The 14,705-nt window shown below is 33.1% G+C and carries 18 protein-coding genes; 15 read left to right on the top strand and 3 right to left on the bottom strand.

The window, feature by feature from the left end:
* Window positions 1–126 precede the first annotated feature (126 nt).
* The 7 genes from J2Y38_RS05935 (at window position 127) to J2Y38_RS05905 (ending at window position 6,640) form a co-directional block, all read left to right on the top strand.
* Complete coding sequence (locus J2Y38_RS05935) at window positions 127–1,794, top strand: alpha-amylase family glycosyl hydrolase (protein WP_309840528.1); 1,668 nt, start codon at window positions 127–129, stop codon at window positions 1,792–1,794.
* A 39-nt stretch (window positions 1,795–1,833) separates the two neighbouring features.
* Window positions 1,834–2,511 (top strand): glycerophosphodiester phosphodiesterase family protein, encoded by a 678-nt coding sequence (locus J2Y38_RS05930; protein WP_309840526.1) that lies wholly within the window; start codon window positions 1,834–1,836, stop codon window positions 2,509–2,511.
* A 169-nt stretch (window positions 2,512–2,680) separates the two neighbouring features.
* Window positions 2,681–3,889 (top strand): NAD(P)/FAD-dependent oxidoreductase, encoded by a 1,209-nt coding sequence (locus J2Y38_RS05925; RefSeq protein ID WP_309840524.1) that lies wholly within the window; start codon window positions 2,681–2,683, stop codon window positions 3,887–3,889.
* Window positions 3,890–3,893: 4 nt separating this feature from the next.
* Window positions 3,894–4,541, top strand: a complete 648-nt coding sequence (locus J2Y38_RS05920; RefSeq protein ID WP_309840523.1) for an HAD family hydrolase — start codon at window positions 3,894–3,896, stop codon at window positions 4,539–4,541.
* Between the two features lie 4 nt (window positions 4,542–4,545).
* Window positions 4,546–5,118: a Crp/Fnr family transcriptional regulator gene (locus J2Y38_RS05915; protein WP_309840521.1), complete on the top strand. Its 573-nt coding sequence runs from the start codon at window positions 4,546–4,548 to the stop codon at window positions 5,116–5,118.
* A gap of 60 nt (window positions 5,119–5,178) precedes the next feature.
* Window positions 5,179–5,856, top strand: a complete 678-nt coding sequence (locus tag J2Y38_RS05910) for an MBL fold metallo-hydrolase (protein WP_309840519.1) — start codon at window positions 5,179–5,181, stop codon at window positions 5,854–5,856.
* A 73-nt stretch (window positions 5,857–5,929) separates the two neighbouring features.
* Complete coding sequence (locus J2Y38_RS05905) at window positions 5,930–6,640, top strand: hypothetical protein (protein WP_309840517.1); 711 nt, start codon at window positions 5,930–5,932, stop codon at window positions 6,638–6,640.
* A 17-nt stretch (window positions 6,641–6,657) separates the two neighbouring features.
* Here J2Y38_RS05905 and J2Y38_RS05900 read toward each other — a convergent pair whose 3' ends face one another.
* Window positions 6,658–7,134 carry a TspO/MBR family protein gene (locus J2Y38_RS05900; protein WP_309840515.1) on the bottom strand — a complete coding sequence of 159 codons (477 nt, stop codon included), beginning with the start codon at window positions 7,132–7,134 and terminating at the stop codon, window positions 6,658–6,660.
* A 164-nt stretch (window positions 7,135–7,298) separates the two neighbouring features.
* Here J2Y38_RS05900 and J2Y38_RS05895 point away from each other — a divergent pair, with 164 nt between their 5' ends.
* The 7 genes from J2Y38_RS05895 to J2Y38_RS05865 all read left to right on the top strand — a co-directional run bounded on the left by J2Y38_RS05895 (window position 7,299) and on the right by J2Y38_RS05865 (window position 12,818).
* Window positions 7,299–8,402, top strand: coding sequence for a diphosphomevalonate decarboxylase (locus tag J2Y38_RS05895; protein ID WP_309840513.1), 1,104 nt, complete (start codon window positions 7,299–7,301; stop codon window positions 8,400–8,402).
* A gap of 30 nt (window positions 8,403–8,432) precedes the next feature.
* Entirely contained in the window at window positions 8,433–8,651 is a 219-nt protein-coding gene (locus tag J2Y38_RS05890; RefSeq protein ID WP_053469981.1) for a hypothetical protein, read from the top strand.
* Window positions 8,651–8,956 carry a type II toxin-antitoxin system RelE/ParE family toxin gene (locus J2Y38_RS05885; protein ID WP_309840512.1) on the top strand — a complete coding sequence of 102 codons (306 nt, stop codon included), beginning with the start codon at window positions 8,651–8,653 and terminating at the stop codon, window positions 8,954–8,956. The genes J2Y38_RS05890 and J2Y38_RS05885 overlap by 1 nt, the downstream gene beginning before the upstream one ends.
* Before the next feature lie 3 nt (window positions 8,957–8,959).
* Window positions 8,960–9,898, top strand: coding sequence for a mevalonate kinase (locus J2Y38_RS05880; RefSeq protein ID WP_053469979.1), 939 nt, complete (start codon window positions 8,960–8,962; stop codon window positions 9,896–9,898).
* A gap of 64 nt (window positions 9,899–9,962) precedes the next feature.
* Window positions 9,963–10,553: a DUF502 domain-containing protein gene (locus J2Y38_RS05875; protein ID WP_309840511.1), complete on the top strand. Its 591-nt coding sequence runs from the start codon at window positions 9,963–9,965 to the stop codon at window positions 10,551–10,553.
* 61 nt (window positions 10,554–10,614) lie between these two features.
* Window positions 10,615–11,571: a geranylgeranylglycerol-phosphate geranylgeranyltransferase gene (locus tag J2Y38_RS05870; RefSeq protein WP_309840510.1), complete on the top strand. Its 957-nt coding sequence runs from the start codon at window positions 10,615–10,617 to the stop codon at window positions 11,569–11,571.
* 338 nt (window positions 11,572–11,909) lie between these two features.
* Complete coding sequence (locus J2Y38_RS05865) at window positions 11,910–12,818, top strand: pseudouridine synthase (protein WP_053469976.1); 909 nt, start codon at window positions 11,910–11,912, stop codon at window positions 12,816–12,818.
* Window positions 12,819–12,892: 74 nt separating this feature from the next.
* Here J2Y38_RS05865 and J2Y38_RS05860 read toward each other — a convergent pair whose 3' ends face one another.
* Together J2Y38_RS05860 and J2Y38_RS05855 are read right to left on the bottom strand one after the other, a co-directional pair.
* On the bottom strand, window positions 12,893–13,495 hold the full coding sequence (locus tag J2Y38_RS05860) for a DUF937 domain-containing protein (protein ID WP_291151471.1): 603 nt from the start codon (window positions 13,493–13,495) through the stop codon (window positions 12,893–12,895).
* Window positions 13,496–13,778: 283 nt separating this feature from the next.
* Complete coding sequence (locus tag J2Y38_RS05855; RefSeq protein WP_309840509.1) at window positions 13,779–14,279, bottom strand: DUF456 domain-containing protein; 501 nt, start codon at window positions 14,277–14,279, stop codon at window positions 13,779–13,781.
* Window positions 14,280–14,474: 195 nt separating this feature from the next.
* Here J2Y38_RS05855 and J2Y38_RS05850 point away from each other — a divergent pair, with 195 nt between their 5' ends.
* A complete protein-coding gene (locus tag J2Y38_RS05850; protein ID WP_309840508.1) occupies window positions 14,475–14,705 on the top strand; it encodes a hypothetical protein in 231 nt (76 codons plus the stop codon).

The raw sequence follows: 14,705 nt of genomic DNA, 5'->3' as shown, positions 1-14,705 counted from the left end.
TTTATTTTGTATATAATAATTCGTGGAAATTTGTGCAATTCGTGGCAAACGAAAAAAAATCCTTTTAAATCCTTTAATCTGTGGCTATTTTTTTCACCATAATGCATCCTAAAATATTCTAAAATAATGAAAAAATACGCTTTCCTTTCTCTATCTTTAGTATACTTAATAATGAGTTGTTCTGGCTCAAAATCAGTTTCAATGAATAACGAAAATACTTCGAAAACACCTTTCGTTTGGGAAGGAGCAAATGTTTATTTTTTACTTACAGATCGTTTTTACAATGGAAATCCTTCAAACGATATCAACTTCAACCGAACCAAAACTCCGGGAAAATTACGCGGATTTGAAGGAGGCGACATTATCGGAATTACCAAAAAAATCGAATCAGGATATTTTGAAAAACTAGGAATAAATGCCATTTGGCTTACGCCGATTGTAGAACAGATTCACGATGGTGTTGATGAAGGGACTGGACTTAGTTATGGCTTTCATGGTTATTGGGCAAAAGACTGGACGGCTCTCGATCCCAACTTTGGAACCAAAGAAGATTTGGCAAAACTGGTAAAAAAAGCACACGAAAAAGGCATCAGAATAATTCTTGACGGCGTAATTAATCATACCGGACCCGTAACTCCCGAAGATCCCGTTTGGCCTTCTGACTGGGTAAGAACCGGCGTTGTCTGCGATTATAAATCTTTTGAAAACACAACGATGTGTACTTTGGTAGAAAATCTTCCAGACGTAAAAACCGAAAGCACTCAAAACGTAGAACTGCCTCCTTTTTTAATCGAAAAATGGAAAAAAGAAGGTCGTTACGAAAAAGAAATTGCTTCATTGGATGAATTCTTCAAAAGAACAGGATATCCAAGAAGTCCAAAATATTATATCATAAAATGGCTTACCGATTATATCACAGAATTCGGAATTGACGGTTATCGCGCCGATACCGTAAAACATACCGAAGAAGGCGTTTGGGCCGATTTTAAAACACAATGTGATTATTCATTCGAAACCTGGAAAAAACATCATCCGCTTGAAGTTTTAGATCAAAATCCATTTTACACGATTGCTGAAGTTTACGGTTACGGAATAAGCGGCGGACAAGATTATGATTTTGGAGACAGAAAAGTAAATTATTTCCAAAACGGCTTTAACAGCATGATCAATTTTGAGTTTAAATGGAATGCTGCTCAAAACGATTATGAAGGTTTATTTTCTAAATATTCGAATGCTTTGAACAATGACTTAAAAGGATATTCGGTTTTGAATTATATGTCTTCACACGACGACGGACAGCCTTTTGATGCTAACCGAATAAAAGGTATTGAGACGGGAACCAAATTATTGCTTTCTCCGGGAATGTCTCAGGTTTATTATGGTGACGAATCTAATCGTTCTTTAGTTGTTGAAGGAACTCAAGGTGATGCAACTTTACGTTCAAATATGAATTGGGATGATATTCAGAACAATCCTGAAACACAGAAAACACTTTTGCATTGGCAGAAATTAGGGCAATTTAGAAGGAATCATCCAGCCGTTGGAGCAGGCGTTCACAAACTAATTAATCCGTGGCCTTATACATTTTCCAGAATCTACACAAAGGGTGTTTATACAGACAAAGTAGTTATGGGAGTAGATTTACCAAAAGGCAGAAAAGAACTTCCTGTTGGTGATGTCTTCCCAAACGGAACGAAACTAAAAGACACTTACTCGAATCAAAATATTGAAGTTATTGACGGTAAAGTAATTATTGACAGTGATTTTGATATTGTTTTATTAGAAGAGATTTAAAACTTTGCGACCTTTGCGGTTAGAAAAAAACACTGCAAAATGCTCAAAATTGCACATCGAGGCGCCAAAGCCTACGAACCTGAAAATACTTTACAAGCTTTCCAAAAAGCCTTAGACCTAAATTCAGACGGTATTGAACTCGACGTTCACTTAAGCTCTGACGAGTATATTATAGTAATTCATGACGAAACGATAGACAGAACCACTAATAGAAAAGGTTTGGTAAATACTTTTTCTATATCTGAATTAAAATCTTTTCTGATTGACGGAAAATATCAAATCCCAACTTTAAACGAAGTTTTTGATTTGGTTGATAAAAAATGTCTCATCAATATAGAATTAAAAGGTTTAGGAACTCCGAGTAAAGTTGTATCTCTTATCGAAGAATATATTTCAGAGAAAAACTGGAATTACAATCATTTTATAGTTTCAAGTTTCGATTGGAATATGCTAGAGGAAACATCAAAGTTAAATCCAAAAATTGCAATTGGTGTTTTAACAGAAGAAAATCTTGATGCGGCTCTGGCTTTCGCCGAAAAAATTAAAGCAAAAGCCATTAATCCTGATTTTCAATTATTGAATGAAGAAAATGTTCGGCAAATTCAGGAAAAAGGATTCTTAGTTTTCCCATGGACAGTAAATAGTAAAGAAGATATTCAAAAAGTAAAAAGTTATAAAGTCGATGGAATTATCTCTGATAATCCAGACAAAATATAAAGTTTAAAATTTTTAGCCACAGATTATTAGGATTAAAAGGATTTTTTCTTTCGCCACGAATTTTCACGAATTAATTTATTCATACTTAAATCTGTGTAAATCATTTTAATCTGTGGCAAATAAAAAAAATTAGTGCCAATTCTTGAAATTAGTGGCAACCCAAAAAAATATGATCAAAAATTTCGACATAATCATCGTTGGCGGAGGCGCAGCAGGCTTTTTTACCGCGATTAATATTGCAGAGAAAAATCCGAAACTAAAAATAGCCATTTTAGAAAGAGGAAAAGAAGTACTTTCTAAAGTCCGCGTTTCTGGCGGCGGACGCTGCAACGTTACGCACGCTTGTTTCGAACCCAACGAGCTGGTTAAATTTTATCCACGCGGAGAAAAAGAACTTCGTGGTCCGTTTCATCAGTTTTGTTCCGGAGATACTATTGAATGGTTCGAAAAACATGGCGTAGAATTAAAAATTGAAGAAGACGGCAGAATGTTTCCAGTTTCTAATTCTTCTCAAACTATTATAGATTGTTTCCTAAAAGCAACTGAAAAATTAGGCATAAAAGTATTGACAGGTCAAAGCGTACAATCTATTTTCAAAAAAGAAAATCACTGGAAAATTGATACGCAAAGCGACAATTTCGCTGCCGAAAAATTAATTCTGGCAACCGGAAGCAATCCAAAAATATGGGAAATGCTTCAACAACACGGGCACGCCATTGTAAGCCCCGTTCCTTCCCTATTTACTTTCAACATTAAAGATTCTCGAATTAAGGAATTGCCAGGCGTTGCCGCAAAAGTTACCGTAAACGTAAAAGACACCAAACTAGAATCGACAGGGCCTTTGTTAATCACACATTGGGGAATGAGCGGTCCGGCGATTTTAAAACTTTCGGCTTGGGGCGCTCGAATTTTATTCGATAAAAATTATCAGTTTACCATTTTTGTGAATTGGTTAAATGATGTGGATTACGAAGATGCTGAAAAAATCCTGAAAGATTTAAAACAGGAACACGCTAAGAAAGCCGTTTCTAAAAAATCTCCTTTTGACTTTCCGAACCGTTTATGGGAAAGTTTGGTTTTGGCTTCTGGAATTGATGCAGAAACCAAATGGGCAGATTTATCTAAAATTCAATTACAGAATTTAACACTGCAGCTTACAAAAGCTAAATTTAAAGTAAATGGAAAAAGCACTTTTAAAGAAGAATTTGTAACCGCTGGTGGAATCGATTTAAAAGAAATCAACTTTAAAACCATGGAAAGTAAAATTCATGAAAACCTATATTTTGCTGGAGAAATTGTAAATATCGACGCTATTACAGGAGGTTTTAATTTTCAAAATGCCTGGACAAGCGGATTTATTTTAGCCAATAATATATAATAGAATGAAATTTAAAGGAATTATTTTTGATTTAGACGGAACCTTAGTAAACTCATTAGAAGACATCTCAGATGCGATGAACATTGTTCTTAAAGGTCTAAATTATCCAACTCATACTTACGAGACCTATCAATATTTTATTGGAAGCGGATTGAGAAATTTGGTCAGCAAAGCTCTTCCTGCAACAAATAATTCAGATGAGCAAATTGAGATTTGTTTCGAATGCATGGTAAATGAATACCGAAAAATCTGCACGCTAAAAACAAAACCATACGAAGGAATTATAAAATTATTAGATAATTTAACTTCACAGAATATCAAACTAGCAGTTTTCTCCAACAAAGCCGATGAACTGACTAAAAAAATTGCATCAGAAATATTTCCCGATTATTTTGATACCGCAGTTGGTTTAAGCACAGAAGAACTTAAAAAACCAAATCCGTTTGAAGCGGTGGAAATAAGCAAAAGCTGGAATTTAAAACCAGAAGAAATTCTTTTTGTAGGCGATTCAGATATTGATATGCAGACGGCTGTAAATGCTAATATGTTTCCGGTTGGTGTTTCATGGGGCTACAGAACTGAAGAAGAATTGAAAACAAGTGGTGCAAAAGTGGTTATTAACGATGCTTTGGAATTAATTGAAATTTTATAAAGACATGAATTTTTCATTAAAAAAACAAATACTATCAATTGCTTCTTTTTCTGAAAATGAAATCGAAAAGATCGATTCTTGTTTTGAATATGAAAAATTTAATGCCAAAGAATTTCTTTCCAAAATGGAAAAAATCAGCAGTAAAATCTTTTTTATTGTTGAAGGTTTGGCTCGTGTTTATTACTTAAAAGATGGAAAAGAAATTACGACATATTTAAGCTGTGATGAAGGTTTTATTGCTTCATATTCTAGTTTTATAAATCAAGCGGTTTCTTTTGAAGATATTCAATGCATTGAAGATTGTGAAGTCCTTTCTATTAGTTTTGAAAAGATGCAGTATTTATATTCCGAAATTCCAAATTGGGAACGTGTTGGAAGAATTCTTGCTGAACAAAATTACTTATGTATGGCAGATCGTGTTTTGAAATTGCAGATGATTCCGGCAAAAGAGAAATACCTCACTTTTCTGGAATCGGCTCCAGCCAAAATAATTCAGCGAACACCTTTAATTTATATTGCTTCATTTCTTGGAATAACGCCTGAATCTTTAAGCCGAATTCGTCAAAGCATTTCTTAACATTTATCAAGTGAATTGAGTAACTGAATTCAAATCTTTGCCAATATAAAATTCAAGAAAATGAAATCTATTGCTAAAGATGTTTACCAAATCCCTCTGTTTCCAAGAAATGCTATTAATTGTTATGTAATTGAAGATGTTTTAATCGATGCCGGAATCCGCAGTTCAAGCGGAACAATTCTAAAAGCTTTAAAGAACAAATCAATAACGAAACACGCACTGACCCATGCACACGCTGATCATCAGGGAAGCAGCAAAATAATCTGTGAGACTTTGAACATTCCACTTTTTTGCAGTGAATCTGAAAAAACAGCTGCGGAAAACGGCAATGTAATTTTCGAATATCCAAATCCCAATCATATTATTTCGAGATTTCAAAAACGATTTTGGGCAGGAAAAGGACATTCTGTTTCTAGAACATTAAAAGAAGGAGATCAAATTGGCGGATTTATCGTTATTGAAACTCCAGGTCATTCCAGCGGACATTTGTCTTTTTTTAGGGAAAAAGACGGCGTTTTAATTGTTGGTGATGTTATGACCAATATGAATTTATTGACCACAAAAATTGGGCTTCATGAACCACCAGGTTTATTTACAACAGATCGGGAAATGAATAGAAAATCTATTCAGAAACTCGCTTCGTTAAAACCAAAAATACTTTGTTTTGGACATGGTCCCGTTTTATTTAATAACGGCGAATTTGAAGTTTTCACTAAAAATATCAAACAATATTATTAACAAGAATTTACAGATTTGACAAGTTTTCATTAAGACTATTCTAATAATTTTACTTTCAACTAAATACCACTAGATGAAAGTAAAATTACTTACCACGATTTCTTTTTTCACATACCAGCTCTCTATTTCTCAAACAGAAAAATTACTTCACGGAAAAGTTCTCTCCAACAAAGCTCCTCTTAATAAAGTTGAAGTTATAAATAAAACAGCTAAAACCAGTACACGAACAAATGAGCTGGGAGAATTCTCTATACTGGCAAAAGAACAAGATAGTTTACTTTTTTTCTCTAAAGATTATTTCTTTACACGGTTGAAACTTACATCCGAAAATTTAAAGAATAATAATCTTGTAGTTAATATGATTATTAAAGCCGAAGAGCTTAATGAAGTAGTAGTTACAGCAATAAAATTCCAAAAAGTAGAGTTTGATGCTGAAAAAGTAAATGAGATAAACAACAACAAAACTGCAAACGATCTTACTCGTTACACTGGAGTAAATGATGGCAGAATAAGATATGCTGCAAAAATGAATATACCTTTAAGAGGTTCATATTCAAAAGAAAAACATGAAGTGGACGATCGTTTTAAAAAACATGCCACTGCATATTGTCCTCCGGATTTCTTTACTAAAAATTTAAAACTTAATCCTGATCAAAAAGAACTTTTCCTTGAATTTTGTGATGCAGATCCAAAATCTAAAACCCTTTTAGAACATCCTAATGTTTTGGCTACAATGGATTTTTTGTATGCCAAAAATGAAGAATTTAAGAAATTGAAACCTTGAAACCCTGAAACAAAACTCTATTTATTCAACCACCAAATACTAGCATTTAAAACCGTTGCAAATGCAACCCACACTAAATACGGAATCAACAAATAACCTGAGATTTTATTGATTTTGGTGAATTTTAAATAGGTTTCGTAAATCATCAGCCATAAAAGAATTATTTCTATTAAAGCTAAAAGCGGATTTTTTAATCCGAAGAATAAATAAGACCAAATTGCATTGAGCGTTAATTGGATCAAAAAGAACAGAAGCGCTGTTTTTACCTTTTCGGTTTGTTCCTTTATTTTATCCCAAACAAGTGCAGCTGCAATTGCCATAAAAATATAAAGCGTAGTCCAAACTGGCATAAAAATCCAATTAGGCGGATTAAAAATGGGTTTCGCAATTGTTGGATACCAGCTTTCTACACTCGGTCTTGTTACCACACTTGCAGAATATCCTATTGCTAAACAAATAATTAAGGCTATTATGATCTTGACAGTCTTGTTCATTTTATCAAATTTTGTATCCAAAAATAGTCAAAAGATATTTGGAAACCATATAAGTGACATAAGTTCATTTTAGTGAAGTCCGCTTATAATATCTTACATAACTTATATGGTGAAAAAATTATCTATTATGGTGAAAAAACTATCTTTGCCAAAATTTATATTTCATGTTTACAGCAGCTGATTTTATTCCAAATCCATATACTTCAATAATCGAAAACGGAAACTTTGAATGGAGCGCTCCCAGCAATATTGCATTAGTTAAATATTGGGGGAAAAAAGACAATCAGATTCCGGCAAACCCTTCGGTAAGTTTTACTTTGAATAATTGTAAAACGATTACAAAATTAGGGTTTTCGAAGAAAAGCATTTCGACTTCGCTCAATGTGACAAATGATGGTTTTTCTTTTGATTTACTTTTTGAAGGAAAACCGAAAGAAGATTTCAAACCAAAAATTCAGAAGTTTTTAGAACGAGTTGAAGTTTATCTGCCATTTTTAAAAGACTATCATTTTACGATTGATACGCAGAATACATTTCCGCATAGTTCAGGAATTGCATCTTCGGCTTCTGGGATGGCGGCTTTGGCAATGAATTTTATGAGTTTGGAGAAATTGCTAAATCCGGAAATGACAGATGAATACTTTTACCAAAAAGCTTCGTTTTTAGCTCGTTTAGGTTCAGGAAGTGCCTGCCGAAGTGTAAAAGGAAATGTTGTGGTTTGGGGAAATCAGGCAAATATTGAAGGAAGCACTGATTTATTTGGAGTTGAATTTCCGTACAGGATTCATGAGAATTTCAATAATTATCAGGACACAATTTTATTGGTTGATAAAGGCGAAAAACAAGTTTCTAGCACCGTTGGACATGATTTAATGCACAATCATCCTTATGCCGAAAGACGTTTTGCCCAAGCACACGAAAATCTGGATAAATTAATTGCCATTTTTGAAAACGGAAATTTAGACGAATTCATTAAAGTTGTCGAAAGTGAAGCGTTGTCTTTACATGCAATGATGATGACTTCGATGCCGTATTTTATTTTGATGAAACCAAACACGCTTGAAATCATAAATGCGATCTGGAAATTTAGACAAGAAACCCAGATTCCGGTTTGTTTTACGCTTGATGCCGGTGCAAATGTGCATGTTCTTTATCCCGAAAACGTTAGCGAAAAAGTATTACAATTTATTCAGGACAAATTAGTTGTGTTTTGTCAGAATCGTCAGTATATTTGCGACAAAATTGGGAGCGGATCAATTGCATTATAATTTTCCGTATCTTTAGTTAAATTTTTTGATATGGACATTCAATTAGAAAAGCTTAAAGTGATAAAAATACTGGAAGAAACAAATGATCCATTAATCATTAAAGCAGTTGGAAAAATGCTGACGGAAATGAAAAAAGATTGGTGGGATGATTTGAGCAAGGAGCAAAAAGAAGATGTTGCTCAAAGTGAATTAGAATTTGAAAGAGGAGAATTTACAAGCTTTGAAGATGTGATGAAAAAGTACAAATAGTGGATATTAAAGTACATTTTTCAAAAACAGCTGAAAAGAATTTAGATGCTGTTTTAAATTTTATTGAAACCAGATGGTCGAAAAAATCGAAAGAAATATATTTAGTGAAATTTGAAAAAGCAATTTCAATAATTAGTATGAATCCTGAAGTTTTTCCTAAATCATCAATAAATAAAAAATATCGAAAATGTGTTATAACAAAGCAATCAAGTCTCTTGTATAGTTTTGGTTCAAATGAAGTTAGAATTCATACTGTTTTCGACACCAGACAAGACCCAAATAAAATAAAAAAAGACATAAAATAAATCATGAAAGGACCATTATTTTACTCAAAAATATTACTCTTTGGAGAATACGGAATCATCCGCGACTCTAAAGGACTTTCTATTCCTTATAATTTTTATAATGGTGCGTTGAAGAAGTCTGAAGAACCTTCGGCAGAAGCAATTGCATCAAATAAAAGTTTACAAAGTTTTGCAGCTTATCTTGAAGTTTTGCAGACACAACAGCCGGAATTGGTTACTTTCGATTTAGCTGCTCTTAAAAATGATGTTGAAACCGGAATGTATTTCGATTCAAGTATTCCGCAAGGATACGGTGTTGGAAGCAGCGGTGCGCTTGTAGCGGCGATTTATGATAAATATGCTACAAACAAAATCACGGTTTTAGAGAATTTAACTCGCGAAAAACTATTACAGTTAAAAAATATATTTTCTCAAATGGAGAGCTTTTTCCACGGAAAAAGTTCAGGTTTAGATCCGTTAAACAGCTATTTGAGTATTCCGATTTTAATTAATTCTAAAGATAATATCGAAGCAACCGGAATTCCGACTCAAAGTTTTGACGGAAAAGGTGCTGTATTTTTATTAGACTCTGGAATTGTTGGAGAAACGGCTCCAATGGTTAACATTTTTATGGAAAACCTAAAAGATAAAGGTTTCCGTACTATGCTTAAAAATCAATTCGTAAAATATACTGACGCTTGTGTAGAAAACTTTTTACATGGCGACATGAAGTCTTTGTTTACCAATACTAAAAAACTTTCAAAAGTTGTTTTAAACAATTTCAAACCAATGATCCCGGAGCAATTTCACGGAATCTGGCAAAATGGAATTGACACGAACGATTATTACTTAAAACTTTGCGGTTCTGGCGGAGGCGGTTATATTCTTGGCTTCACTGAAGATCTTGAACGCGCAAAAGCCTCTTTAAAAGATTATAAATTAGAAGTAGTTTATCAGTTTTAACTCTTAAAAGCCGAAATTATTTGAGTAGATTTTCATAAGTATTCATCCTAAAAAGTTATTTATTATGAAAAGCATTTTAAAAATAATTAAAGCAACTTTTTTAGGAGGAATTCTGTTTTTAGCACCTTTAGTTGTATTGCTTATTATTCTTGAAAAAGGATATGGCATAATTCAAAAAGTCACACTTCCGCTTGTAAATTTCCTGCCGAGAGTACACGTTTTAGGAATTGCAATTCAGGAACTTGTTGGAACCATAATCTTAATTCTTATTTGTTTTACAGCGGGTTTACTGGCCAGAACTGCCGGCGCAAAAAAGCTGATTCATAAATTAGAAAACGGAATTTTAAGTTTTGTTCCCGGATATTCATTTATGAAAAACATGAATGAAAATATTATGGGACTTGAATCGAAACAAGATTTAAAAGTAATTTTAGTTCCTACAGATGCCGGCTGGCAATTTGCCTTTTTGATAGAACAAATAAATGAGAACAACTTTACTGTTTTTATTCCGGATGCACCAAATCCGTGGAGTGGTTCTGTTTGTTTTGTAGAAAAGAAAGACATTAAAGAAATTGACATGACACAAAAAGAAGCCTTGGCCTGCATTCGAAAATTAGGTTTTGACTCTAAAGAATTGTTAAAAAACAAACTCTAAATTTCAGGTTTCAAAAATATCCTTTAACTTCCCTTAATCTAATCCAACACCACAATAATTTATGTTAAGCAGACAGCACAAACTTTTAGTAATGAAAATTGTTAGTTTGTTTTCTGTGGTACGCGGTTACAATATTCCTATTATTGTTTTAGCGCAATATTTATCAGCAATTTTTATTTTGGCTCCAGAAAAAAGAGCGCTGGACATCTTGTTGGACTTTTATTTGTTTTTGATTGTATTTGCTTCGGCGGTTACGATTGCTTCGGGTTATATTATCAATAATTTTTACGATAGTCAGAAAGATTTAATCAATCGACCTAATAAATCTATGCTGGATCGATTGGTGAGTCAGAAAACAAAACTGACGGTTTATTTCAGTTTGAATTTCTTAGCGGTTTTAATGGCTTCGATTGTTTCCTGGCGTGCTTTTTTATTCTTTTCGGCCTATATTTTCCTGATTTGGTTTTACTCACATAAAATAAAAAAGTATCCAATTGTAGGGAATTTAACTGCGGCATTTATGGCTGTAATTCCGTTTTTTGCGATTTTATTGTATTTCTATAATTCTATTTCGTTTGAAGAAATCGAAAATCACAGAAGTCATTTTGCGGTAATTTCGGCACACGCCATGTTTTTGTTTTTATTGCTTTTGATTCGGGAAATGATAAAGGATTTGGAGAACCTGAAAGGCGATTTAGCTAATAATTATCACACTATTCCAATTACATATAACGAAAAGGTTTCTAAACAAATTATTACGGTTTTGACGTTTTTAACGGTAATTCCGGTTTATATCTTGGTGAATATGTATGATGTTGGTTATATGGATATTTACTTTTATGTGTGTTTTCTCGTTTTGCTTTTTTTCCTGCTTTATTTATGGAGATCGAATTCTAAAGAGCAATTTTTATTACTGCATAACGTATTGAAATTTTTGATTGTTTCGGGAGTTTTCTGCATTGTTTTAATTAATCCGAGTGTTTTGTGGCATGGACGTCAATTGATTTCTAGATTTTAGATGGCCCACTGATTTTACGGCTTGAACGGGTTTTCGCTGGTTATTTTATTTCACGCATTTTCTCTTTGTGAATCTCCGCTGTCTTTGCGAAGCTTTGTGTAATAACCAAATGTTTAAAAGAAGCTAATTGTTTAAATTCTAGCCCCGATTGAAGTGGAAATCCTTTTATTTTTTTCTTTAAAAAATAAAAGATTGAAACGGAAAGCGGGAAACCATGTTTGAAAAAAGCCTATTGTGCTGCTTCAAATCATCTTAAAATTGAAAGCTATCAATCTAAGAACATTGAACTTAAGATTTATTAGCAGGAAAAAACTATCTTTGCACAAATTACAGAATTTATGAACAATAAGGAAGGCAATAATAAAAGAGGCGGATCGAGACCAAATAGCTCAAGATCAAACTCAAGCAAGCCAAAACCTCCTATGGCTAAGCGTGCGCAAGGGCCTAAAAAAGTGAAACCTGAAGTTAAGGCAGCGCAGGAAGCAGCAGCTGAAAAAATTAGAAAACAAAATCAGCCGGCAAAGAGACAAAAGGCTTCTGACGAAATTCGTTTGAACAAATACATCTCAAATTCTGGGGTTTGTTCTCGTCGTGATGCTGATATATATATTCAGTCTGGAAACGTGAAAGTAAATGGCGTTCCGGTTACTGAAATGGGTTATTTAGTAAAATTGAATGATGTTGTAAACTTTGACGGCGTTGTTTTAACTCCTGAAAAGAAAGAATATATCTTACTAAACAAGCCTAAAAACTTTACAACTGCACTTGACGAAGGTCAGGAATACCGTAACGTTCTGGAACTAGTACGCGGTTCTACCAATGCAAAAATTGCTGCAGTGGGGAGAATGGACAAGAATACTACTGGTTTGTTATTGTTTACGAATGATACTGATATGATTCGTAAGTTTACGTTACCGAATCAGAAATCTTCTAAAATTTATCAGGTTTCTTTAGATAAAAATTTGAAATTTGAGGATTTAGAAAAAATCAGTAAAGGCTTAGTTCTTGACGGACATCGTGTGTTTGTTGAAGAAGTTAGCTATATTGAAAAAGAAGCAAAAAGTGAAGTTGGCCTTAAACTAAAATCATCTAATGTAAAAGTGGTTCGTGCTATTTTCGAACACTTTGATTATGATGTTTTGCGTATTGACCGCGTTGCTTTTGCTGGCTTAACTAAGAAGAATCTTCCTAGAGGAAACTGGCGCTTTTTGACAGATCAAGAAGTTATTAATTTGAAAAATTCGTAAGAAACTAAACTTTCAAATTAAATATCAAATACATTAGAATCCTGTTTTACTTTGTAAAATGGGATTTTTTTTATTCAGAAACTAAAAAAGTTATGTCCGAAAAGTGTAAAGATTGATCTTCCGATGTTTTGGTTTTTGTCTTCAACAGTTTCGTAACATGAAAATCCTAAGATAATTTTGATTCCTGGCTGAATGCTGTTTAAAATGTCTCTTTTTTGTTCTTCTAAAAGTAATTTTAAACTGTCAAGTAACTGTATATTATTTTTAAGATAAGAGACTACAAGTAGTGCTGAGAAGTTAAGTATTTCGCGGGCAGTTTCGCTTTTGATGCCGACTTCGTTTGAAATCATTTCAGAAATTCTGCCTTTTTTATTGGCGAAGATTTCTTTTAAGAGTGGATTTCCTTCTAAACGATAACAATCGTCGACTGATAAAATTCTGCCTGAAGTAAAATCGACTTCCTGGTAAAATCCGGAATTATCTTCAATTAGTGAGACAACTTCTTTATAAAAACCTGATTCTTCAGCCTTATTGTAGAGACCCATTAAAACTGTACCAATCGAAACATCAATTCCCTTTATCAGGAGTGCATCATTTTCAAAATAAAATTTGTTTAGTTTTGAAACAACGTTAGAAGAAATAAAACGTCTAAGCTCAATTTGTAGGTTTGGGGTCATACTCATAACTTATTAGATAATAATTTATACTCATTCAAAATAATCGATAAAGTGGGGCTTTTTATCGTTTATCAGGATAAAAATATAAAATATTTTAACATATCCAAAAAATAAGTGAAGAATTTACACGTTAGATTGTTACGGCTTTAACAGAAAAAACGCTGAATACCAGTAAATATAACCCTTTCGTAATCAAAGCAAACTGAAATATTTTCTTAAAAAATTTCAAATTTTTCTTAAAAAAAATAAAAAATAAGAAAAAAGCTAAGTATTTGTTACATAATTAAAACAATATGTTTCGATATTCCCATGTGGTATGTAGAAAAATTCCGAAATAAATGATGCAGAATAAGAAGTTAATAAAACTCGATGCAAGGAAGCCAAGAAGAGAACCTGTGGCGGCCTTAAAGGCACGTTTATGATTTGTTGAGTCGTAAATTAATTCTCCCACTAATGCCCCAACAAATGGCCCAATTATAACTCCAAAAGGGATTGGAGCCAGGATTCCAACTATTAATCCAATGTTTGTTCCCCATACTCCGTAGGAGCTTCCTCCAAACTTTTTGGTGCCTTTTGCCGGAATTATATAATCTAAAACCGTTATGATTATAGTGAGTACAAGTGTGATTCCTAAAAGCCAGTAATTATTTTCGACTGCTTTTGTTAAATTCAACAGCAGTAAGCCTACCCAGCAGCTTGAAAGGCCGGGCAAAACAGGTAAAAAACTACCTAAAATACCCACAATCATGCATATAAAACCTAACGTAAATAATAGTAAATCCATATATTTTTGTAATTTTGCCCTTACAAACTTTTATAAAAATTAAAAATGCGCCCTTATTTGCAATTTATCCTTTTGTTGTCATTGATTTTTTCGATCAATATGACATGCGCGCAAACTAAAAAACTTTCTGTCGACGACCAATTACTGCAAGACAGTATTTATAGAAGCAACAAGAAGAAGATCTTAAACTTTTCTATGAAAGAATTTGATACTCTTTTCTTTGAATTTTTTACTCGTAAAAATGATCCGGATATTCTTTTAACAAAAACCGAGTTTTACAATTATACGGTTCAAATTGCAACCTTTTCTGACCGCCTTGCAAAATTATATCCTGACCAAAAGGAAGTTGCTGCGCAAAACAAAGAACATTGGCTTTCAGAAAGGTATGAAGATTATTTAGAATACAAAGGTTCTCAAAAAAAATAA

The sequence above is a fragment of the Flavobacterium sp. 2755 genome (assembly GCF_031455715.1).
GTDB lineage: Bacteria > Bacteroidota > Bacteroidia > Flavobacteriales > Flavobacteriaceae > Flavobacterium.
Note: the sequence above shows the minus strand (reverse complement) of the source record. Positions and strands in the feature narration are given on the sequence as shown.